The following is a 20,417-nucleotide window of genomic DNA, read 5'->3' as shown; positions in this document are numbered from 1 at the left end:
GATTGATCACTCATTCTATCCTTTGCTCCAGTAATCTTCCCCTTGCTACAATCGTGTTTCAGCCCATACCCCTACGTTTAAATACCAAGTAAGAAAACATCAGAATACTATATTCCCATAAGGAGTGATCTGTGATGAGTAACGTAGAACATGAAGTCGAAAATGGAAGCAACTTTCTAAAAGGTATATTCATTGGCGGCCTGCTTGGCGCTGCAGCTGCACTGCTGTTCGCTCCAAAACCCGGACGCGAAATACGAAGCGACTTGTCCGACAAGCTTACGCTTGCCACAGATAAAACCAAGGAAGTAGCTGGCGTAGTTACAGATAAGACCAAATCGATCGCTACGACTGTTAGCGAGAAGGCGACTGACCTTGCGAGCACAGTTTCGGCTAAAGCCTCTGATATCTTCACCACAGTCAGCGACAGTAAACAGCAAATCGCCGCTACCCTGCAAGAAACAGGCAAAAAAATCGGTGAGAAGCTGGGCGAAACCTCTGAAGGCGTCGCTTCTGATATAAAAGATGCTGCGAGGGATGTTAAGGATGAGGCCATTTCTTCCTCCAAGGAAGTTGCCGATGAAGCCAAAGATGCCAAAGAAGAAATGCAATCCGCTTATAAATCCTCCTACTAATATACAATGGAGCGGTTAGAACAGCTACGTACGAAATTTTAACAATAGCCAGCTGACCGCAGCTGGCTATTGTTATGCGAACCGTGGGTCAAGCATTCAACGCAACACCTAACGGCTGCCACAATGGATGAGGGAATCACTTGCATATTTTCAAGAGCTCAGGCCTTCTTGGGCCGGAAAGCAGGGATAGCTAATGAGTGACAACATAAGCAAAGCAAAAAGCTATGAAGTAGATGAGCATCCTTTCGAGCTCAGACATGAGGTTAAGCGGCTAAACGCCCGGCTTGACAAAATTGCCGATTCTCTCGAGAAATCTGAGTTCAAAGATATTCTTGAGAATTACAGCGATCCCAAAAAGAGAATTATCACCAATCTCATGGCCGGTATTTCCCGTGGGCTCGGATTATCGCTCGGTACCTTTGTAGTTCTCGGTCTGCTGGGATATATCATCAGCCTGTTTCTCGATGTACCGGTGCTCGGAGAATACCTCGCTGAAATAAAAAAATACATCGATGCGAATAGTTAAATTACCGCAGCAATAAGGACATGTTACCTTCGTACGCAAGGGAACATGTCCTTATTTGTTTCATGCTTGTCTTATAAATTAGAGGTGTTAGACATGATCTGCTTCAATTTCTCCGTTGCCCGCTTCTGTATTCGCGATACGCTCATTTGAGAGACACCCAGCTTCTGAGCAATTGCCCGCTGCGACTGTCCGTCCTGGAAAGCTAACAGCAGCACCTGCTGCTCTTGCTCTTTGAGCTGGGCTAAAGCTTGTTGCAGGTCCATCCGACTCTCAACGGTTTCATAATCGTTGGCATCCGAGCTGATCAGTTCACCAAGTGTAGCCCCGGTCTCCTCCTGTGAAAGCGGGGAGTCCAGCGAAACATAGTGATAGCATTCTCTGCCGGCAAGCACCTCTACCGTCTCCTCCACGGATAAATCAAGATACGCGGCAATTTCCTTAACGTCCGGAGAACGCTCCAGCCTGCCCGTCAGCTCATCAATAGCCTGCTGGACTAAAGCGCCCTTCTCCTTAATTCGTCTCGGAACCTGTATGTACCAGGATTTATCCCGCAGGAAGTTTTTCATATGTCCGATCATACTTTTCATCGCATAAGGTTCAAAAGGAATTCCCATACTGATGTCATATTGTTGCAGCAGACGGATGAGCGCCATTTGGCCTACCTGATACAAGTCCTCGTACAGATCTGGACGGTTGCGGGCAATTTTACCTGCAGCCATCTTCACCATGGGCTCGTATTTTCGGATGAGAACGGTGGCAATCTCATTATCTTTTGTCTGCTGGTATTCCCAAATTAGAGCAATTGCTTCATTCATGGACTCGGGGGGAGTCACTTTTTCATTCATACTTTCTCCTCGCTGAAATTAAGCCGTTTGGTGAGAGTGACTACTGTCCCTCTACCGGCTTCACTTACAACGGTTACATCATCCATCAATGCCTGCATTAAATAAAAGCCTAATCCGCCAACCTGAACCTCACTGAGCTCTTTGTCGTGCAGCGTCGTGCGTTCTGCTGGCGTACCCATGTTGTCAAAGCTCTCCCCCTCATCTTTGACAGTAATGGACAAGGCACTTGTCCCTACATCGAATATGACGTCAACCATGCCATCTTCCTGTCCATATGCATAGAGTACAGAGTTATTACAGGCCTCCGAAACCGCTACCTTCATATCTTCGATATCTTCATAAGAGAACCCCATCTTTGAGGCAATACCATATAAGTTGAGTCTTACAATATCGACGTAATCGGCACTGGCAGGTAATTGTAGAGATACTTTTTGCACGTCATCACTCATCCTATGTTCGATCCTTTCCTAGTGGGAATTCTATTGGGGGGCAAAAAACTTAGCTATACCCGTCATATCAAATAGCTTCTGAATTTGCGGGGGTACTTCTTCAACACTAAATTTAACATTCATTCCGTGTCTTGCTTTCAGAATGGACAGCAAGATACCTATGCCAGTACTGTCAATGTAGCGTAGATCTTTCAAATTGATGATAAGATCAAACTCTGTTTCACTAACCAGCGGCTCCATCACTTGCCGAAAATCAGGAGCGACGGACAAATCAAGTTCTCCGCTTAGAAACACGGTGCAAACATTATCTTCTGTCTGAGTCTTTGCATAAAATTTTTCGCTTTTATGTGTATTCATAGACAATCTCTCCTGATTAAATGTTTTCTTTACCAATAACCCTAAAGAACTCCCATTGAAACAAAATAAAAGTGGTAATTATTGAGCTAAATGTGATTTATAGATGAGTTCCAATCAAACATAAGCGGGTCTTTATCGTAATTACGGGTTATCACTTGCTTTAGGCTGCTCATCTTGAGAGGTTTGCTTATATAATCATTCATTCCTGAAGCGATGCAGCGGTTCTTAATGCCTTCCATTACGTGGGCGGTCATAGCAACAATAACAGCCTTACGAGATGATGCCCCATTACCTTCACGAATCAAGGCTGTGGCTTCCAGGCCGTCCATTACAGGCATTTGCAAGTCCATAAATACAAAATCATAGGGATAGGCCAGTGCAAGCTCCACAGCTCTTCTGCCGTTGTCGGCAACATCACTGTTAAATCCGAGCACGTCCAACATACTGACCATCAGTTTCTGGTTGATCGGATGATCATCAACAACCAGAACCCGCCCTCTGGTCTTCTCTGGCAGCATATCCACACCACTGTCATTCCCGAATACTGCATGAAACGCAGCATCCTCAGGCACTGCTGCCACGATCGTGAAGACGAATGTAGCCCCTTTTTCTTCCATAGATTCGATGCGGATATCGCCCCCCATCATCTCGACCAATGACTTACAGATGGCAAGACCAAGACCCGTCCCACCATACTTCCGTGACATGGAAGAATCCAACTGTGAAAAAGGCTGAAACAACCTGTCGCATTTATCTGGGGATACTCCAATTCCCGTGTCCTTCACTGTAAACTCAAGGACAACTCTATTATCCAATGTTTCTATACTTGAAGCAACCAAATATACGCCACCATGATTCGTAAACTTGATTGCGTTGGAGACTAAATTAATGAGAACCTGACGCAAACGGGTCATATCCCCGTGCAGCAGTCTCGGGATGTTCTGATCAATAAAATAAGCAAGCTCCAAATTTTTCTTGCCCGCCTCTGCGGAAAAAAGAGTAAATACCTCCTGAATGCAGGGCTGCAGCTCAAACAACTGCTGTTCCATTTCCATTTTTCCGGATTCCATCTTCGTGAAATCTAGGATATCTTTAATTACGGTTACCAGACTATCCGCACTTCTGCGGATAATATCCGTGTATTCCTTCTGTTCGGGATTAAGGTTCGTCTCCATAAGCAGATCAATCATACTCACCACACCATTCATCGGTGTACGTATTTCATGACTCATCATTGCCAGGAATTCAGTTTTTGCTTTGGCGGCAATATCCGCTTCTTCCTTCGCTTTAACCAGCTCTGCATTGATTCTCTCAAGTTCCTGTGTCTTCTGCTGCAGAAGCATAGACTGAGTCTGATGTTTCTTGTTCGTTACATACATATCCACAAAGCCTGCAATTTTCGACTTCAAAATCTGCGGAATAAATGGCTTGACCATGTAATCCATGGCTCCTGCCGAATATCCTGCGAATAGATGCTCCGCGTCTTTGCTGTTGGCGGATATAAAGATGATGGGGATGTTCTTTGTCTTATCCCTGGCTTTGATCAATCTTGCGGTCTCTATTCCGTCCATCTCCGGCATCTGCACATCCAGCACAATCACGGCGAACTCATAACGAAGCAGACAACGCAGTGCTTCATCACCGGAATTTGCTTTGATCAGCTTATATTGTGGACATTCCAGTACCGCCTCAAGAGCCAGCAAATTCTCAGGACGGTCATCTACAAGCAGTATATGAATCGGTTCACGTGCCCCCATAAGACCCTCCCGGTGCTTTATTTGATCTTTCGGTAAATTTTCTCCACTCGGTCCAAAGGTTGATAGCTGCTGCTGAACCGGGTGAAATGAATGGATTCCTTGGAGCCAAGAACGAGAACTCCATAGCGGCTTAAGCTGTCATGAAACAAGCCATGCACGTGATCCCGAAGATCATCGTTGAAATAAATCATTACATTGCGGCAAAAAATAACGTTGAATTCATTAAACGAGGTATCTGTAGCCAAATTGTGCTCCGAAAAAATTACGTTTTTTCGTAAAAAAGGCTGTAGAATAACTGAATTGTATTTTGCTGTGTAGTATTCAGAAAACGCCCGTGTTCCCCCGGCCTCCAAATAATTCTGGGTATACTGCTTCATCTTGCTGATCTCGTATACCCCTTCTTTGGCCTGCTGGAGCGAGCGGTTGTTCATATCTGTCGCATAAATCCGCGCTTTGTCATATAATCCTTCTTCGTGAAGCATTATGGCCATGGAATAGACCTCTTCCCCCGTGGAGCAGCCGGCATGCCAAATCCGGATATAGGGATAGGTACGCAGCAGCGGGATGACCTTACTCCTGAAGGTCTGGAACAGCCCCGGATCCCTGAACATATCTGTCACAGGAATAGACAAGCTGTGGACAAAACGCTCAAAGCATCCCCGGTCATGTAATACTTTGTCCTGCAACGCAGAAATGCTAGGCACGTTCTCCGCGTGAACATGATGCCATATCCTTCTTCTTAGCGATGGAAAGGCATAATTCCGGAAATCATATCCATATAAACGATGTACACCATCCAGAAGCAGTTCGATTTCAATAATTTCAAGTTCATTTTTCCCTTTGGACAAAGAGGTCATTTTTTCGTCAAATTGGTGCTCCATTGCAGTCATGATTTTCCCTGCTTCCTTACCGTTTGTAAGAGTATTACCCAAAAACGGGGATTACGAATACAGCCACACCCGCATTAGCGATAATAGTTGATCGGTTCCGATCGGTTTCTTCATATAATCGGATACACCGGCTTCAATACATTTGGCTCTGTCTTCTTTCATTACCTTGGCAGTCAAAGCTATAATCGGCATCTTGGCAAACTGCGGCATCTGGCGAATACGCCGTGTAGCCTCATATCCGTCCATCTCCGGCATCATCATATCCATTAGTACTAGGTCAAAATCTCCCCGCTCCGTAAGCATATCAATGGCTTCACGCCCGTTCTCAGCATACGTCACTTCCATCCGGTAACCCTCTAGCACGCTGGATAACGCAAACACGTTTCGGATATCATCGTCCACCAGCAAGATTTTTTTACCTTCAAACAGTTTTTCTTTATTATGGAGCTTTTGCAGGATTTTACGCTTGTCCTCCGGCAGATTGGCCTCCACACGATGGAGGAATAGCGTAGTCTCATCCAAAAGCCTTTCTGGTGACCGCACATCTTTGATGATGATGGACTCGGCATATTTCCGCAGTTTGGTCTCTTCCTCGCTGTTCAAATTCTTGCCGGTATAAATAATAATAGGCAGACCATTTAATTCCTCATCATCACGGATTTGATCGAGCAGTTCAAACCCGTCCATGTCTTCAATCATTAAATCAAGTACCATACAATCATATCTCTGCCTGTGAAGTTCACTTAGCGCTTCTTTGCCGCCAGATACCGTTGTAATCTCTACATCATCATGGCCGATCAGTTCAGTAATGGAGAGGCGCTGTGTTTCATCATCCTCGACGATGAGCAGATGTTTGAAGGTGCTTGACGTACGTGCCTCAATAGAGGAAAAAGCCCGCTCTAAGTCGTCTTTTGAAACCGGCTTCCTTAAATACGCCATGGCTCCCATCATGAGTCCCTCTTTCGCCTCATCATCCACAGAAATGACATGAACAGGTATATGGCGGGTCTGTGAAGAACTCTTCAGTTCCCGCAGAATCTCCCAGCCATCTAAAACCGGAAGCTGAATATCCAGAATAATGGCATCGGGCATATACGTCTTCGCCATCTGCAGCCCGGTATCACCCTGAAGGGCCACCATCGCCTTAAAGCCTCTTCCGCGCGCCATGTTGAGCAGGATTCCGGCAAAACTGGCATCATCCTCAATGATTAGCAGTACCTTATCATTAGATTCAAGTGAACCTCGATCATCCTCAATACTAACGGGCTCATGAGCAGGTAGTGTGTCCTGTGAAAATGGAGTCGGGGAGCTCAATGTATTTCCAATCTTTAGTGTACCGGTTTCGGAAGCAGCCACCCCCTCTGTAGGAAGCAGACTATAATCGGCTAATACAGGAAGATAGAGTGTAAATGTACTCCCCTGACCCTCAGATGATTCCAGGATAATCGCACCGCCCATCAAACGGGCGAGTTCACGGCTGATCGACAGTCCAAGACCCGTTCCGCCATATTTCCGGCTAGTCGTGCCGTCAACCTGCTGGAAGGCTTCGAAGACCAGATCCAGCTTGTCCGCCGGGATGCCGATACCGCTGTCTCTTACGGAAATCGCCAGATATTCCTTACTGTTTGGGAGGAATTCCGGAAGCTGATTGTGGTCTGCTTGGCTCACAGCAAATTCCACATAACCCTTGTTTGTAAATTTAAATGCATTAGATAGCAAATTGCGGAGCACCTGCTTCAGGCGGTGACTATCGGCAATGATGTTGTCCGGAAGTGGTTCTTCAAAGATTATCCGCAGCGCCAGGCCTTTCTTAACAGCTTGAGCGCTAAAATTCTGCTTCACAAAACTTTTTAAATCTGCCATCCTGATCGTATCAGTGTTCAATTCCATCTTACCTGCGTCCACTTTGGACAAATCAAGGATTTCATCAATCATCTTCAACAAATCTGTTCCCGACAAATAAATCGTATGGGCAAATTCAACCTGCTTCTCCGACAGATTACCTTCTTTGTTCTCTGTCAGCAGCTGCGATAGAATCAACAGGCTGTTCAGTGGTGTTCGCAGTTCATGAGACATATTCGCAAGAAACTGGGATTTGTATTTGCTCGCAATGGAGAGCTGCATCGCCTGCTTCTCCAATTGACTGCGGGCCTGCTCGATCTGATCTTTCTTCTCCTCCACCTGCTGCACCTGATCTTCTAGTGCCCGGGTTTTGGACATGAGCTCGCTGTTGTAATGCTCCAGCTCCCCCTGCTGACTCTGCAGCATTTCCTCGGATCGTTTAAGCGCCTCTGTCTGCTCCACCAGATTCTCATTAGAACGTCGCAGATCTTCTTGCTGGGCATGTAATTCTTCGGATTGGCACTGCAGCTCCTCCGTGAGTGTCTGGGATTCCCGCAGCAGTTCCTCGACGACAAGACGGCGGATTACATTATTCAGAATGATGGCCAGATTGACTGCCAGTTGATTCAACAGCTCGTTATGCAATCCGGACAGGGGTTTAAAAGATGCGAACTCGATAACTCCCAGCAACTCTTCATCAAATAGCAGAGGATAAATAGCAATATTGCCTGGCTGGGCTTCCCCAAGACCGGAAGAAACATTCATATAACCTTCAGGGGCAGATGATAGCCTAATAGGTGTTTTATCCAGTGCACTTTGTCCTACCAGTCCCTCCCCTAGCCCGAAGCTTGCCTTGGGATTACTGCTCCCGTCATACGCATAGGACCCTAAAAGCTGTAGGATTGCCGGATTATTTCGATCCTTCAAGTAAATCGCTCCATACTGGGCCCCCAATATAGGAGTGAACTCGCTGATAAACATTTGAGAGATTTGATCGAGAGAACTGACACCTCGCATCAACTCTGTCACCCGAGCCACATTGGTGCTCAGCCAGAACTGGTCATTCTGCGCTTGGGTATACGCCTTCTGAAGTGTCTGCTTCTCTTCAATATCCTCAGCCATTTCTTTAAATACGCGGGCAATTTCGCCGATCTCATCATTGGAGGTTACCTTAATACGGCGGATCGCCCTTGTCTTCCCGTTCCCAAAGCTGCTAATCATCATCGATATAACATTGAAACCACGCGTAATGCTCGGAATAACCCATAGAATAACGCCAAGACCAAGTAGTAGTCCCACAACCATAATGAGCGTTACCATTTGGAGAGAAGCCTTATAGGCAGCTTTAGCATTCGCTATTTCTTCATTAATTCTGAAATCCTGATAATCTGACAAGCTGTTTAGACTGGCCAGTATTTCACTCTGAATGTTCTGGCCGGTGTTATTGCGGTACTCATTGGCCTCTTTCACTTTGCCTTGATTCAGAAGATCGAGGACATGATTCTGATACTCCAGGTATGCAGTGCCTGCCGTTTCTATCCGCTTAACCAGTTGAAGTTCTTCGGTAGTGGTCATCGCTGTCTGCATCTGCTTGAAGAAAGCTGCCGCCTTTTGTTCATGCATCTCAATCTGACTCATTTGCGGGTTTGACTCGATGGTTTCAGGATTAAGGATAATGGTCGTCAGAGCTCTGGACATATCATTCACTTCACCCCGCATCCCCGAAGAAAAACGTACCTTTTGGTAACGATCCTGATAGATGGAATGAAGCTGGTTATTCATATAATTCAGACGGTCAAGTCCCGTTATGGTAAGTGCGAGCATGATTGCCAGCAGCGCACTGAAGCCAATCAGCAGCTTGGCCCTAATCTTCATTGCTCATCGTTTCCTTTCATTAATGAGATCCACACCAGACATTTATCGTCGTCGCGTTCTCCCTTAATCTCTTCTTTAAAAAAGGCATTGCTCATCATTTCCTCCTGCCAGGTATGGGAGCCGCTGAGGTGCCCAATTAGAAAATCAAGCTGCTCCTTATGAGCTCCATCCACTAATTCAAGAAGCCCGTCCGTGTAAAGTGCCAGGTGCGCATCTTCTTCATATGTAATACTCTGCGTCTCGACCTCCATATGGTCGAATAAACCAACAGGGTAACAATTACTTTTCAAAAGAACAGGATTTGACGCTTCTCCCTCAAACAGCATTCCAGGCGGATGTCCCGCATTGATATAATCAATCTGTTTTAATCGGGTATCAATAACAAGATAGATAGCAGTGAAATAATACTTAATGAGCTGCTGATCAATATGGAGCTGATTAAACCGTCTATTAAGCTCCTGGATAACCTTCTCAGGCTCCACATAGGTAGTCACGGTATCCTTTAGCACCGATGCGATGAACATGCAGAAAAGCGAGGAAGAAATTCCATGCCCCATCATATCCAGCAGAATTACACCATACCGTCCTTCTCCAAGCGCATACCAGGCATACAAATCACCTGCGAGCTCAAAAGAAGGCTGATACAGCGCATGCACGACAAATCTCTCCTCCTCGATCGGAAGGCTAAGTACAGCATTCTGGACTAGGGCGGCCAGCTTCAACTCATCCTGAATACGCTGGTCACGTTCTTTATGCCAGTCCTTCTCTTGCTTTAGACGGAGCGCAAGCCGAATTCTGGCCATAAGCTCTACTTTATTAATCGGCTTGGTCACGTAATCTACTGCTCCCGCGTCCAGCGCTTCAGCCAGCTTCTTAGAATCTCCAACGGCTGTAACCATAATAATGGGGATATCCCTTAATTGCTCATATTGCTGTACGACACGGCAAGCTTCAATTCCGTCCATCTCCGGCATCATCATATCCAGCAGAATCAAATCGATTCCAGATGGCCGGGGTCTCCTTCCGTTTTCGAGTGCACTGATATCCAGCAGATTGAGCATCTCTTTAGCGGAAGAAGCCGTAATGCAGTTTCTGTATTCTTCTTTTTTGAGAATTTCACGGATTATGATAACGTTTGTTGGATTGTCATCTACGATTAATATTTTCATCAGCTTCACCTCGCACGAATAGTATTCAGACCGGAAATTCCTTATATAACATAGGCAGTTTGTTTCATCATATCAGGATACATTCAATAAATTAACCTCCAACCCCACTACGTACAGCAGGGCTGGAGGTTACGCTCTTGGACTATGATAGTATCTGCCCAAAATCAAAGCTTATAGTGAGATTTTTTTGTGATAACAAGTACTTTCCCTAAATCCAGTTCTTTCCCGTAAAAATTCGCTTCCGCTCCACTGAAGCCAAGTGAGGTGATTTTCATCCGAAGTGCGTTACCGCGGGAACGAAACATGTTGGCGATGGCACCAAATAAACCTTCTTCCTGTAGACTCACCTCGTTGCTAGCAGCGGCATCAATGATGCGGCCTTCACGGTCCTGGTCATGACTGATTACATAAATATCCTCTTTATTATACCCACTGCTATGCAGCCGATTCACTTCCTCGATCGCTTGAACACCATTCTCCAACACTTTCGCATAAACCTGCGCACCTATTGAATCCATGAGTTCACTCTCCTTAGAAGTTTTTTTAAAGAAATTACTTGTCATGACTTATTTTTATTAACTTATTTTTATTAACCTCGTCGACACCGCTTTGAATCACTTAGGAAGAATTACCATCAAAGAGGTCGATTCCCTGCCATTCACCAGTAATCGTATCCCGGTAAATCTTGAGGGCAACATTCCCTCTCATATATACATCACCGTCTTCAGCTTTGAAATCAGGTGACCCCAATAACCCGCGAAGATTGTTCTTTGTGGGATCAAGCTCCACCCCATTGAGGAAAAGACCATAATGTTGAGCTTGCTCCGGTGTAATATGAACATAGATTACGATTCCGTCGCAAATCCCTGCTGTTATATCCTTATATTGATATTCCAGACAGTCCTGAAAGGGATCCTTGGTAATGTCTTGAGGAACTCCTTTTATCTTTAACACTTCCTCTTCAGAGACAAAAAGCGGAATTCCTCCCAGATCATTAAAATCATTAATGTATTCGGCAGGAGGCGGAATATGCTGAAAAGCCAGTTGAATCGCTGTTGGACGGGAGAATGCAGCAGCAGCAGAAAAAGGGTTATCTACTGCAGATGAATGAAGGTAAGGTGTTAAAAGTCCTAATAGAAGGAGAATTGTATTCATAAGAATATCCCACCTTTCTTAACTGGCTGCACCCGCTATTACTTACTCTTGATGTTACCGGCGGAATCTCTGCCAAAGCGATGCGGCTACATCCACACCCTTGAGCAAGGAACCCATTTTCCCCTGACCGCTTTTACCTTGTAGAGCTTCGTATGAATCCCGGGTTCGTTCCTCAGCTGGCGTCAAGGGTACTGCGTCAATCGATACGTCCTTTGCCTTCGCCCTCGTTTCCCGCGTTTTACGAAATTTCTCCAGTGCGGATACAGATACCTGTTTCATGCTAAGCGTCAATTCACTCATAACATCTCCAAGGTTCTTCACGGTATCCATGATAGGATCAATCTTCTGAATTTTACCTTGAACATCAAGAGTGATGTCATTCGCATGTCTAACGGTTGTCTTCACTTCATAGGTCAATTCATCTATAGTCTTTTGAACCTCCTGCAGAGTCTGGCTTACTTTATCCAGCGACTCTTTTGCAGACTTCAGGGTTTTTATTAAGAAAAAGACGAGGATTGCAAAGGCAACGGCTACAAGAGCAACGCTTAGTTCAATGATCATTTCCATACCCCTTTCCGGTTCATTGTGTCAAATGATTTCGCTTTGTTATTGCATAGTTACCCCTTCTATATTAGCCCGAAACAAACCGTTCCGGTCGGTTCCCGCACGGCTGACGCATTGATTCAAAACCGGCGGGCCCGTTTAAACAATGAATACATCAGTCACAAAGAAAGGGTGAACGCATCATGTTAAGATGGTCTGTAATCTTACTGGTGATTGCTTTAATTGCCGGTATCTTCGGTTTCTTCAATCTCGTTGCAGCTGCGGCGGGAATCGCTAAAATATTGTTCTACATCTTCCTTGTACTGTTCGTCGTCTCGCTCTTTACACGGCGAAGAGACCGGTCTATGTAGGCAACCTTTCAACCAAGACCGCGGTTCTTCTGACAAAAGAAGCACCGCGGTCTTTTTTTGTCTGCGCAGCATCATTCCCCTCCCTTGAAAGATCGGTTGTTCATTTCGACATTTTAAGTTTATAAATGACATGAATATAGAAAAAGTATAGGCTAATCAGGCGTTATTGTCATGTTTATCCAAAAAATTTCAGACAGTGGTTCATATCGCCCTTTATATGTTTACTACTGTATTAGCAAACCGAGAACAAAAAAAGCTTGACAAAAAAACACTGGGAGGAATTTAAATGAAAAAAGTCACCGGATTGGTTATTGCACTTGGTTTGATGGCCTCTATCGCCGCGTCTGCATCTGCTGCTGATGTCACAGGAACCGTAACTGAGAGCACTTACACAGATACGTTTACTATTCCTGTGATCACCCAGGCGGATTTGAGACCTGCAACACCACAGATCATACTAACTCGCGTAACCCCTTTTTATTTCACCCAAGACGGCTTCCCAATATCGCTTCTTGAGCCGCAAACTCTTGATACTACCGGTCAGGTAATGACTGATGCGCTGGGTAAAGAGTGGAGAGAAATCTATACCTGGATGGGTAAAGCATGGATTATGGTTCCGCCATCCGCTTATATCATCCTGCCATAAAGCAGCATACAAAACATCAAAAGGGGTTATCCGGCCGGCAATAAAACTTGCCGGAGAGATAACCCCTTTTGATATCCGATTTGGTGCACCCGTCACATAATGGTACTGCTCCGCTTCCTACTTAAATGAAGCAATGTATAATTAGCGGATGACAGATCCTCCGTAGAGGAAACGGTTCATCCAAGAAGCGCTAAGTTTGTCTATCCTCACACCGCCGGAATCCACGGAGTACGTATGCAGAATCTGCCCGTCTCCCAGGTAAAGTGCGACATGTGTAATTCGTTCTTGCGACTTATCGATTCCTGCATAAGCAGAAGCCGAGCTGCCTTTATAGCTCATAAAAAATATCAAATCTCCGCGTTTTAGCCCGGAAATATTATTAATGACCGTACGATTCTCCTTCACCCAAGTGCCTTGTTGACGGGAATCCGCTGGCAATAACAGCCCATTCCCATCCAGGAACATCTGCCGCACAAAATCAGAGCAGTCAAAAGTACTTGTATTGCTCCGGCTGGAGCCATACTCGTAAGGCGTTCCCAGATACTTCATGCCGGCTGCAATCACATTCTCAATTAATGCTGATGCTGGCGTCGGTGTTGGTGTTGGCGTCGGTGTTGGTGTCGGTGTTGGCGTTGGCGTTGGTGTTGGTGTTGGTGTTGCCGGACTCAATGGAATAAGGCTGATATACTGGTCCAATGAGCTGGTGTAACCTGTTTGGCCATCCGCATTTACTACTTTATAGAAGTAATCGTTCGTCTCCTCAAGAATGGTGACAATATCGCCCTTTTGCAGATAAGTGATCGTCTGGCTGCTTGTTGAAGGAGCGGTACGGAGACGGACACTGGACTCAATTATAGCTTTCTGTACCACAGGATTAGCTACCGGTGCGGAGACAAGGCTGATATACTGTTTCCCCGAACTGGTGTAGCCAACCTCTCCGGCTGCTGTACGCACCTTGTAAAAGTAAGCATTCGGCGTTTCCACAATTGTGACAACATCTCCCGCTTGTAAATAACCGAGTACGCTGCTGCTTGTTGAAGGAGCAGTCCGAAGACGAACTGAAGATTCAATGACGGCTGTCTGTACGGTTGCAGTTGAGAGGCTCGAAGTAACCGTAGCGGCAACTGCCGTCTGAGGACTGAACGTCCCCCAAGAAGCAGCTATAGCTGCCGTAACCAACAACGAGAAAGTATACTGCTTATGAAATTTAATCATCCTGTTCCCCCGAATAGCATGATGTGAACTCAACAAAGGCGCGCGCTGTGATTGTTGTTTTCTGCCCTCATTATAGGCTTACCCGGGATTTGGAACATGCTCCAAATTGCACAAATAAGTATGCCAAGTTATGGTAACATACAGGTCTATAGTCTCGATTTCTCCTTGGATTTGGTGGATTTTACATAGAACTAGGAGTATCCTCGGACGACGGTTCATTCACTCGGGGTTCAACATGCACATGAACGTTCATAATGTTGTGCATATTGTGCATGCGTTCCTCGATAGAGTCACTAATGATGTGTCCCTCCAACACGGAAATTGCCGCATTTACCTCAACAACAACATCTACAAGCACATGATTGCCATGCACCCTTGCCTTCAAATCCTTGATGCCTTCCACGCCGGGAGTTCGGGCAATGGTACTCCTTAGGTCCAACAGCCGATCCTCATCGAAACCATCGGTCAGACGGTAGGTTGAATCACGAAATATATCCCAGGCCGTCTTTAGAATAAGCAGGCCTACAGCCACCGCAGCCGCGGAATCGATCCATGGCAGACCGAACTGCGCGCCGGCAATTCCTATGGCAGCCCCTATACTAACCATGGCGTCGGAGAAATTATCTTTAGCCGCAGCCATCAGCGCATTGTTATTGATCTGCTTCGCTAGTCTTTTATTATAGGTATATACGCCTAGCATGGCGACTGCACAGACCAGTGCAATGCCTGCCGACCACAGTTCCGGCTTTTCTTTGGCGCCTTCAAACAGGGAGCGGATCGCTTCAACCATAACCTGAATTCCAACCATCGCCATAATAAAGGACGCAATCAAGGCTGCCACGGTCTCTGCACGGAAATGCCCGTAGGCATGATCAGAATCCGGCGGCTTGCGGGAAATCCGCAGACCGATCAATACAGCAAGTGAAGCCACGATATCGGTCAGGTTATTGAAACCGTCGGCTAACAGGGCGCTCGAAGCAAACAAATAGCCGCTGATCAGCTTCAGACTGGAAAGAACCAGATATGCCGCAATGCTTATCCAGGCGCCGCGTTCTCCTTTACGGATGTCCTCATAAATATCAACCAATTCGTTCCCTCCTAAAAGTTTTGTGAAGCATGTGCTCCTCTGTATGAGCTTCGTAACAAAACTGCTTCGAAAGCGTAAGCTAAAAAGTTTTGTGGAGCATGTGCTCCTCTGTATTACTTCGAGAACAAAACTGCTTCGCAAGCATATGCCAATTTTCAATTATTCTTACCCTTGTGGCAACTTTTAAAAACCATTAATATAAGGCTATGGACTTGCTTCAAAGGAGGTTAACACAATGAGCGAAAGCAACGATAAAGTTAAAGTCAATCTGGCGGATGCCATCCGTCAAAAATTAGAGCAAAAGAAACAGCAATCTTCAGGTAAACCGGGTTCTTCTTTCCAGGCCGGTTCCGCCAAACCGCTAAAAAGCCAGAACAACAAAAAGCCTAACAACCAGCGCCGCCGTACTGGCGGATCCTAATTGCTGACGGCAATTCCATGATGATCTGAGCATAAACGGCTGTGTTATCCCTCTCGGGATGACGCAGCCGTTTTTATGTACAAGAAAATTAAAAATGCAGCTGCCCATTCCCGGAGGACTGGACGGCTGCATGAACTATATTACACTTCAACAGGATACATGCGTTGGCGCATTTCCTTAATTTCAGGGCTTTCAAGGTACTCATCATACGTCATCGTACGGTCGATTACACCTGCCGGAGTAATTTCGACAATACGGTTCGCAATCGTCTGGATGAACTGATGGTCATGGGATGTGAATAGAATCGTCCCGTCGAAATCAATCAGACCATTATTGAGGGCTGTGATGGATTCCAGATCCAAGTGATTGGTAGGTTCATCAAACACAAGCACATTGGCACCATTCAGCATCATCTTAGCAAGCATACAGCGGACCTTCTCGCCCCCGGACAAAACGCTGGCTTTCTTGAGCGCTTCCTCGCCGGAGAACAACATACGTCCAAGGAATCCGCGGAGGAACGTCTCATCCTGATCCTTGGAGTACTGGCGCAGCCATTCTACAAGGTTCATCTCAACACCGTCGAAATAGTTCGAGTTGTCTTTCGGGAAATAGGCCTGAGTAGTCGTAACCCCCCAGCTGTATTCTCCGCCGTCCGCTTCCTTCTCACCCATCAGTACATCAAACAGCAACGATTTCGGCTGGGAGTTCGGGCCTACAAAAGCAATCTTGTCGCCCTTGTTCACCACAAGGCTGATTTCGTCGAGTACCTTCTCGCCATCTACGATTTTGGTCAAACCGCTGATGGTGAGGAGCTGCTTGCCGGCTTCACGCTCAGGCTTGAAGTTGAGGAAAGGATACTTCCGGTTGGAAGGACGGATATCATCAAGCGTAATTTTCTCAAGCTGCTTCTTCCGTGAGGTTGCCTGCTTGGACTTGGAAGCATTGGCCGAGAAACGCTGGATAAAGGCCTGCAGTTCCTTAATCTTGTCTTCCTTCTTCTTATTCGCATCACGCTGAAGTGCCTGTGCGAGCTGACTGGACTCATACCAGAAATCGTAGTTGCCTACATACATCTGGATTTTGCCAAAGTCGATATCTGCGATATGGGTACATACCTTGTTCAGGAAGTGACGGTCATGAGATACCACAATAACAGTACCTTCATAGTCCATCAGGAAGTTCTCCAGCCAGCCGATGGATTCGAGATCCAAATGGTTGGTAGGCTCATCCAGCAGCAGGTTGTTCGGACGGCCAAACAACGCCTGGGCCAGCAATACGCGGACTTTCTCGTTGCCGCTCAGTTCCGCCATTTGCTTGTCATGCATTTCGCGCGGGATTCCAAGACCAATCAGCATCGCTCCGGCATCCGGCTCGGCATCCCAGCCGTTCAGCTCAGCGAATTCGCCTTCCAGCTCACCGGCACGAATTCCGTCTGCTTCCGTAAAGTCACTCTTCGCATAAAGAGCATCCTTCTCTTTCATAATCTCATACAGACGGGTATGTCCCATGATTACCGTTTCCAGTACAGGGAACTCGTCATACTCGAAATGATTTTGTTTGAGGACTGCAAGCCGCTCGCCGGGTGTAATATGCACATCACCGGTGTTAGCTTCAATCTCGCCGGACAGGATTTTCAGAAATGTGGATTTGCCGGCACCGTTGGCACCGATCAGACCGTAGCAGTTGCCCGGGGTGAACTTTATATTTACATCCTCAAAAAGTGCGCGTTTTCCGTAGCGGAGTGTTACGCCGCTTGTACTAATCATTAAGCATTACCATCCTTTTCACTTAGGGTTCCGGCTCATTATAGCACAAAACCGTGCTCCATTGCCTGTAAGTTCAGGCATTTTCAACTCTTTTTCATTACCAAATTCTATTGTCTCGGTGAACGGTTCTGGGGATGAACCACCAGCGTCTCTCCGTAACTGAGCACTTTAATCCGTTCCTGGTCAATTCCGTGGCTCTGCCTGGAGAGCTCCATCCGGTCCAGCGCCTCACGCGCGGTATCATCTGCCAGCCTGAAGGTGCCGTAATGCATCGGAATCATCGTCTCTGCACCTACATCCAGAAAGGCCTGTACCGCTTCCTCCGGATTGACATGCTGGGAGGTCATAAACCATTCCGGTTCATAGGCCCCAATGGGCATCATGGCTACATGAATGGTAAACCGGCTGCCGATCTCCTTGAATCCGGGAAAGTAGCCGCTATCTCCGGCAAAATACAAATTCGGCGGGAGTTCACGCTTCTCTCCTGATCCCGGGGCTGCTGCAGGATGCTGCTCCAGGTTCGCCGGTTCAAGGACAAACCCGCCCCAGTGGGAGGTATTCGTATCAAAAGGGGTTCGCCGTGTCCAGTGCTGAGTCGGCACAAAAGAGAGCTTAATCCCGCCTACGGTAATCGTCTCCCACCATTTCATCTCTATACAGTTGTGGAATCCCTTGCGCTGCATCTTCCGCTTCAGGCCAACCGGGACAATCATCGTTGTTCCCGCACGGTATAATTTTCTAATCGAACGCACATGTAAATGGTCATAATGCGAATGGGAGATCAATATCAGGTCGATGGGCGGGACCTCTGCCAGCGGGATACCCGGCTCTCCCAGCCTTTTTTCAAAGCCCAGCCTCCGCGCCCAGATGGGGTCGGTAATAATGTTCATCCCTTCGTATTGCAGAAAAAAGGTCGAGTGCCCAATCCAGGTCACCGTCGTATCCAAACGGTTCTGCTTCAAGAAAGACACCTTGGGCGGAACATTCGGAACTACGTAGGAATAATCCTTCTGCTTTTTGCGGCGTTCTTCGCGCCACTGGCGGAATTCCTTCAGTGTTTTATCCGTGCTGACATTGTCAATATTATTGTAACGAAGTTTAGCCATGCTTTTGATTTCACTCCTTAACAGGCTTACCAGGCAATGGCAAACCGTGCGTCACGCGCATATACTCTTAATCTATTTATCGGCAGACTTCCCTGTAAAATATCCATATTTCGAAATATTCAAATTAAAATTTCTATATTATTCAACTTACTATCAGCTTCTCCACAGAGAATATGCGCAAACCCCTCTGCTCTAAGACAAATTCCAGCCTTCCTTTTTTGTACTGTACACTGCAAATGAGGTAAAATGCGGGTAAAGACACGACGTATATTCTAACGATCAAGGGGGAGTAAGCGCACTATGAAAATCACTTTTATTGAACCGACTCCAAGCCCTAATACGATGAAACTTCATCTGGACGAAAGCCTGGCCTCCGGCATCCGCCGGACATACACTCCGGAGAGCAAACGCTCCGCTCCCACCTGGGCACAGGAGATGCTGGAGATCCCGGGTGTAATCAGCGTCTTCCACGCTGCCGATTTCGCCGCACTCGAGCGGAAAGGCAGCGCCGACTGGGCCGCCATACTCCGGGAGGTACAGAGCCGGTTTGGCACCGGAGCCGGCCAAGGCGAAGACTGGAGCCTGACGGATGAGAACGCCGGAGCCCATTATGGAGAAGCGGCAGTATTCGTACAGATGTTCCGTGGAATTCCCATCCAGATCCGCGTTAAGACCGGAGCGCAGGAAGAGCGTATTGCTCTTTCTTCACGTTTCACCCAAGCGGTGACGGATGTCGCCAGCGCCGTGTTAATCAAGGAGCGCAAGCTCACCGACTACGGTGTGCGCTACGGGGAACCCGCGGACATCGCCCGCGAGGTGGAGCAGGAGCTGGAGGCGGCGTATCCGCAGGAACGCCTCGACTCGCTTGTGGCGCAAGCCATCGCACACGGTGCGAGTGGCGAGTTCGTCGAGCAGCGGCGAAAGCGGGAGCATAGCGAGCTGCTGCAGGATCTTGCGAGTGACGACTGGCGCGTGCGTTTCGCCGCGCTGGAGGATCTCGCGCCGGCGCCGGAGCTGCTGCCGCAGCTGCGGGCGGCGCTGCACGACTTCAAGCTGCAGATTCGCAGGCTTGCGGTCGTGTACCTGGGCGACCTGCGCACGCCGGAGGCGCTGGAGCTGCTCTTTGAGGCGATGGGCGACAGCGCCCCCGCCGTGCGGCGGACTGCGGGCGATACGCTGTCCGATATCGGTGATCCCGCTGCAACTGGCGTGATGACGAAGGCACTTGCGGACAGCAGCAAGCTTGTCCGCTGGCGTGCCGCCCGCTTCCTATATGAAGTCGGCACTGCTGAGGCTCAAGAAGCGCTGGCTGCAGCTGCCGAAGATCCCGAGTTTGAAGTCGGACTGCAGGCCCGAATGGCCTTGGAGCGCATTGCTTCCGGTGAGGAGGCAGCCGGTACCATCTGGCAGCAGATGTCCGAGCGGCGGAAAAGCTGACGCTAACCTTCCGTTATTTGTCATTGATCTCCGGAGCATCTTGCTCTATACTAAAACCTGTTGTGTTTATTAACGATAAAGTTAAGATAGCCTCATCATACCTACGATGAGGTAGAGGTCGCGGATATTAAGAGTAAGCATGGGGAGACGTTAGAGCCGTCAATGAGCCGTAGCTGAAAGGAATACCCGCCGAAGCCCGTGCTGCAGTTCTTGCAGCCGCACGGGCTGGGGCCGTTGCCGAAAGGAACGGAACTGTCATACTGTATTCCCGGGCATAATATCCGGATGCAGTATGTTGCGCTATCTTCACAGGGAGAGTATGATGCGG

At 47.4% G+C, this 20,417-nt stretch carries 20 protein-coding genes and 1 riboswitch; of the genes, 6 read left to right on the top strand and 14 right to left on the bottom strand.

Annotated elements, in window-relative coordinates:
• Positions 1 to 134: 134 nt before the first annotated feature.
• Together ACAN55_RS09685 and ACAN55_RS09680 are read left to right on the top strand one after the other, a co-directional pair.
• Positions 135 to 632: a YtxH domain-containing protein gene (locus tag ACAN55_RS09685; RefSeq protein ID WP_379131361.1), complete on the top strand. Its 498-nt coding sequence runs from the start codon at positions 135 to 137 to the stop codon at positions 630 to 632.
• Between the two features lie 193 nt (positions 633 to 825).
• The gene (locus ACAN55_RS09680) at positions 826 to 1,158 is read left to right on the top strand and encodes a DUF5665 domain-containing protein (RefSeq protein WP_379131359.1); all 333 of its coding nucleotides are present in this window, start codon (positions 826 to 828) and stop codon (positions 1,156 to 1,158) included.
• Positions 1,159 to 1,229: 71 nt separating this feature from the next.
• On the opposite strand, the gene ACAN55_RS09675 is transcribed toward ACAN55_RS09680, so the two are convergent.
• The 10 genes from ACAN55_RS09675 to ACAN55_RS09630 form a co-directional block, all read right to left on the bottom strand.
• Complete coding sequence (locus ACAN55_RS09675; protein WP_379131357.1) at positions 1,230 to 2,003, bottom strand: sigma-70 family RNA polymerase sigma factor; 774 nt, start codon at positions 2,001 to 2,003, stop codon at positions 1,230 to 1,232.
• Positions 2,000 to 2,452, bottom strand: a complete 453-nt coding sequence (gene rsbW, locus ACAN55_RS09670; protein WP_379131355.1) for an anti-sigma B factor RsbW — start codon at positions 2,450 to 2,452, stop codon at positions 2,000 to 2,002. Before rsbW ends, ACAN55_RS09675 begins: the two co-directional genes overlap by 4 nt.
• A 30-nt stretch (positions 2,453 to 2,482) precedes the next feature.
• On the bottom strand, positions 2,483 to 2,809 hold the full coding sequence (locus tag ACAN55_RS09665; RefSeq protein WP_379131352.1) for an STAS domain-containing protein: 327 nt from the start codon (positions 2,807 to 2,809) through the stop codon (positions 2,483 to 2,485).
• Positions 2,810 to 2,895: 86 nt separating this feature from the next.
• Positions 2,896 to 4,566: a response regulator gene (locus ACAN55_RS09660; protein WP_379131349.1), complete on the bottom strand. Its 1,671-nt coding sequence runs from the start codon at positions 4,564 to 4,566 to the stop codon at positions 2,896 to 2,898.
• Positions 4,567 to 4,583: 17 nt separating this feature from the next.
• Complete coding sequence (locus tag ACAN55_RS09655) at positions 4,584 to 5,447, bottom strand: CheR family methyltransferase (protein WP_379131457.1); 864 nt, start codon at positions 5,445 to 5,447, stop codon at positions 4,584 to 4,586.
• A gap of 60 nt (positions 5,448 to 5,507) precedes the next feature.
• On the bottom strand, positions 5,508 to 9,173 hold the full coding sequence (locus ACAN55_RS09650; RefSeq protein ID WP_379131347.1) for a response regulator: 3,666 nt from the start codon (positions 9,171 to 9,173) through the stop codon (positions 5,508 to 5,510).
• Complete coding sequence (locus ACAN55_RS09645) at positions 9,170 to 10,342, bottom strand: SpoIIE family protein phosphatase (RefSeq protein ID WP_379131345.1); 1,173 nt, start codon at positions 10,340 to 10,342, stop codon at positions 9,170 to 9,172. Before ACAN55_RS09645 ends, ACAN55_RS09650 begins: the two co-directional genes overlap by 4 nt.
• Before the next feature lie 164 nt (positions 10,343 to 10,506).
• Positions 10,507 to 10,860, bottom strand: a complete 354-nt coding sequence (locus ACAN55_RS09640; RefSeq protein WP_379131343.1) for a YflT domain-containing protein — start codon at positions 10,858 to 10,860, stop codon at positions 10,507 to 10,509.
• A gap of 100 nt (positions 10,861 to 10,960) precedes the next feature.
• Positions 10,961 to 11,497, bottom strand: a complete 537-nt coding sequence (locus ACAN55_RS09635) for a hypothetical protein (protein ID WP_379131339.1) — start codon at positions 11,495 to 11,497, stop codon at positions 10,961 to 10,963.
• 54 nt (positions 11,498 to 11,551) lie between these two features.
• Positions 11,552 to 12,058 (bottom strand): DUF948 domain-containing protein, encoded by a 507-nt coding sequence (locus tag ACAN55_RS09630; protein WP_379131336.1) that lies wholly within the window; start codon positions 12,056 to 12,058, stop codon positions 11,552 to 11,554.
• Positions 12,059 to 12,243: 185 nt separating this feature from the next.
• On the opposite strand from ACAN55_RS09630, the gene ACAN55_RS09625 reads away from it, so the two are divergent.
• Together ACAN55_RS09625 and ACAN55_RS09620 are read left to right on the top strand one after the other, a co-directional pair.
• Positions 12,244 to 12,411 (top strand): DUF1328 domain-containing protein, encoded by a 168-nt coding sequence (locus ACAN55_RS09625; RefSeq protein ID WP_379131333.1) that lies wholly within the window; start codon positions 12,244 to 12,246, stop codon positions 12,409 to 12,411.
• A gap of 286 nt (positions 12,412 to 12,697) precedes the next feature.
• Positions 12,698 to 13,057: a hypothetical protein gene (locus ACAN55_RS09620; RefSeq protein ID WP_379131331.1), complete on the top strand. Its 360-nt coding sequence runs from the start codon at positions 12,698 to 12,700 to the stop codon at positions 13,055 to 13,057.
• 141 nt (positions 13,058 to 13,198) lie between these two features.
• Here the strand turns inward: ACAN55_RS09620 and ACAN55_RS09615 are convergent, their stop codons facing one another.
• A complete protein-coding gene (locus tag ACAN55_RS09615; RefSeq protein ID WP_379131329.1) occupies positions 13,199 to 14,272 on the bottom strand; it encodes a C40 family peptidase in 1,074 nt (357 codons plus the stop codon).
• Between the two features lie 181 nt (positions 14,273 to 14,453).
• Positions 14,454 to 15,359 (bottom strand): cation diffusion facilitator family transporter, encoded by a 906-nt coding sequence (locus ACAN55_RS09610; protein ID WP_379131327.1) that lies wholly within the window; start codon positions 15,357 to 15,359, stop codon positions 14,454 to 14,456.
• Positions 15,360 to 15,594: 235 nt separating this feature from the next.
• Here ACAN55_RS09610 and ACAN55_RS09605 point away from each other — a divergent pair, with 235 nt between their 5' ends.
• Positions 15,595 to 15,780, top strand: a complete 186-nt coding sequence (locus tag ACAN55_RS09605) for a hypothetical protein (protein WP_379131324.1) — start codon at positions 15,595 to 15,597, stop codon at positions 15,778 to 15,780.
• A 140-nt stretch (positions 15,781 to 15,920) separates the two neighbouring features.
• Here the strand turns inward: ACAN55_RS09605 and ACAN55_RS09600 are convergent, their stop codons facing one another.
• Together ACAN55_RS09600 and ACAN55_RS09595 are read right to left on the bottom strand one after the other, a co-directional pair.
• Positions 15,921 to 17,546: an ABC-F family ATP-binding cassette domain-containing protein gene (locus tag ACAN55_RS09600; protein WP_379131322.1), complete on the bottom strand. Its 1,626-nt coding sequence runs from the start codon at positions 17,544 to 17,546 to the stop codon at positions 15,921 to 15,923.
• Positions 17,547 to 17,653: 107 nt separating this feature from the next.
• A complete protein-coding gene (locus tag ACAN55_RS09595) occupies positions 17,654 to 18,652 on the bottom strand; it encodes an MBL fold metallo-hydrolase (RefSeq protein ID WP_379131320.1) in 999 nt (332 codons plus the stop codon).
• Between the two features lie 300 nt (positions 18,653 to 18,952).
• On the opposite strand from ACAN55_RS09595, the gene ACAN55_RS09590 reads away from it, so the two are divergent.
• Positions 18,953 to 20,089 (top strand): conserved virulence factor C family protein, encoded by a 1,137-nt coding sequence (locus ACAN55_RS09590; protein WP_379131317.1) that lies wholly within the window; start codon positions 18,953 to 18,955, stop codon positions 20,087 to 20,089.
• A gap of 104 nt (positions 20,090 to 20,193) precedes the next feature.
• Positions 20,194 to 20,400: riboswitch (Lysine riboswitch) on the top strand.
• Positions 20,401 to 20,417 lie beyond the last annotated feature (17 nt).

It is taken from the genome of Paenibacillus oryziterrae (assembly GCF_042610485.1).
Lineage (GTDB): Bacteria > Bacillota > Bacilli > Paenibacillales > Paenibacillaceae > Paenibacillus_AQ.
This window is presented reverse-complemented; position numbering and strand designations above follow the sequence as displayed.

Coding starts and splice junctions, on each gene's coding strand:
- ACAN55_RS09660 (WP_379131349.1), bottom strand. CDS start 4,566: ATGGGGGCACGTGAACCGATTCATATACTGCTTGTAGATGACCGTCCT.
- rsbW (WP_379131355.1), bottom strand. CDS start 2,452: ATGAGTGATGACGTGCAAAAAGTATCTCTACAATTACCTGCCAGTGCC.
- ACAN55_RS09675 (WP_379131357.1), bottom strand. CDS start 2,003: ATGAATGAAAAAGTGACTCCCCCCGAGTCCATGAATGAAGCAATTGCT.
- ACAN55_RS09650 (WP_379131347.1), bottom strand. CDS start 9,173: ATGAAGATTAGGGCCAAGCTGCTGATTGGCTTCAGTGCGCTGCTGGCA.
- ACAN55_RS09655 (WP_379131457.1), bottom strand. CDS start 5,447: ATGGAGCACCAATTTGACGAAAAAATGACCTCTTTGTCCAAAGGGAAA.
- ACAN55_RS09685 (WP_379131361.1), top strand. CDS start 135: ATGAGTAACGTAGAACATGAAGTCGAAAATGGAAGCAACTTTCTAAAA.
- ACAN55_RS09595 (WP_379131320.1), bottom strand. CDS start 18,652: ATGGCTAAACTTCGTTACAATAATATTGACAATGTCAGCACGGATAAA.
- ACAN55_RS09645 (WP_379131345.1), bottom strand. CDS start 10,342: ATGAAAATATTAATCGTAGATGACAATCCAACAAACGTTATCATAATC.
- ACAN55_RS09590 (WP_379131317.1), top strand. CDS start 18,953: ATGAAAATCACTTTTATTGAACCGACTCCAAGCCCTAATACGATGAAA.
- ACAN55_RS09680 (WP_379131359.1), top strand. CDS start 826: ATGAGTGACAACATAAGCAAAGCAAAAAGCTATGAAGTAGATGAGCAT.
- ACAN55_RS09640 (WP_379131343.1), bottom strand. CDS start 10,860: ATGGATTCAATAGGTGCGCAGGTTTATGCGAAAGTGTTGGAGAATGGT.
- ACAN55_RS09620 (WP_379131331.1), top strand. CDS start 12,698: ATGAAAAAAGTCACCGGATTGGTTATTGCACTTGGTTTGATGGCCTCT.
- ACAN55_RS09665 (WP_379131352.1), bottom strand. CDS start 2,809: ATGAATACACATAAAAGCGAAAAATTTTATGCAAAGACTCAGACAGAA.
- ACAN55_RS09630 (WP_379131336.1), bottom strand. CDS start 12,058: ATGATCATTGAACTAAGCGTTGCTCTTGTAGCCGTTGCCTTTGCAATC.
- ACAN55_RS09605 (WP_379131324.1), top strand. CDS start 15,595: ATGAGCGAAAGCAACGATAAAGTTAAAGTCAATCTGGCGGATGCCATC.
- ACAN55_RS09615 (WP_379131329.1), bottom strand. CDS start 14,272: ATGATTAAATTTCATAAGCAGTATACTTTCTCGTTGTTGGTTACGGCA.
- ACAN55_RS09600 (WP_379131322.1), bottom strand. CDS start 17,546: ATGATTAGTACAAGCGGCGTAACACTCCGCTACGGAAAACGCGCACTT.
- ACAN55_RS09625 (WP_379131333.1), top strand. CDS start 12,244: ATGTTAAGATGGTCTGTAATCTTACTGGTGATTGCTTTAATTGCCGGT.
- ACAN55_RS09635 (WP_379131339.1), bottom strand. CDS start 11,497: ATGAATACAATTCTCCTTCTATTAGGACTTTTAACACCTTACCTTCAT.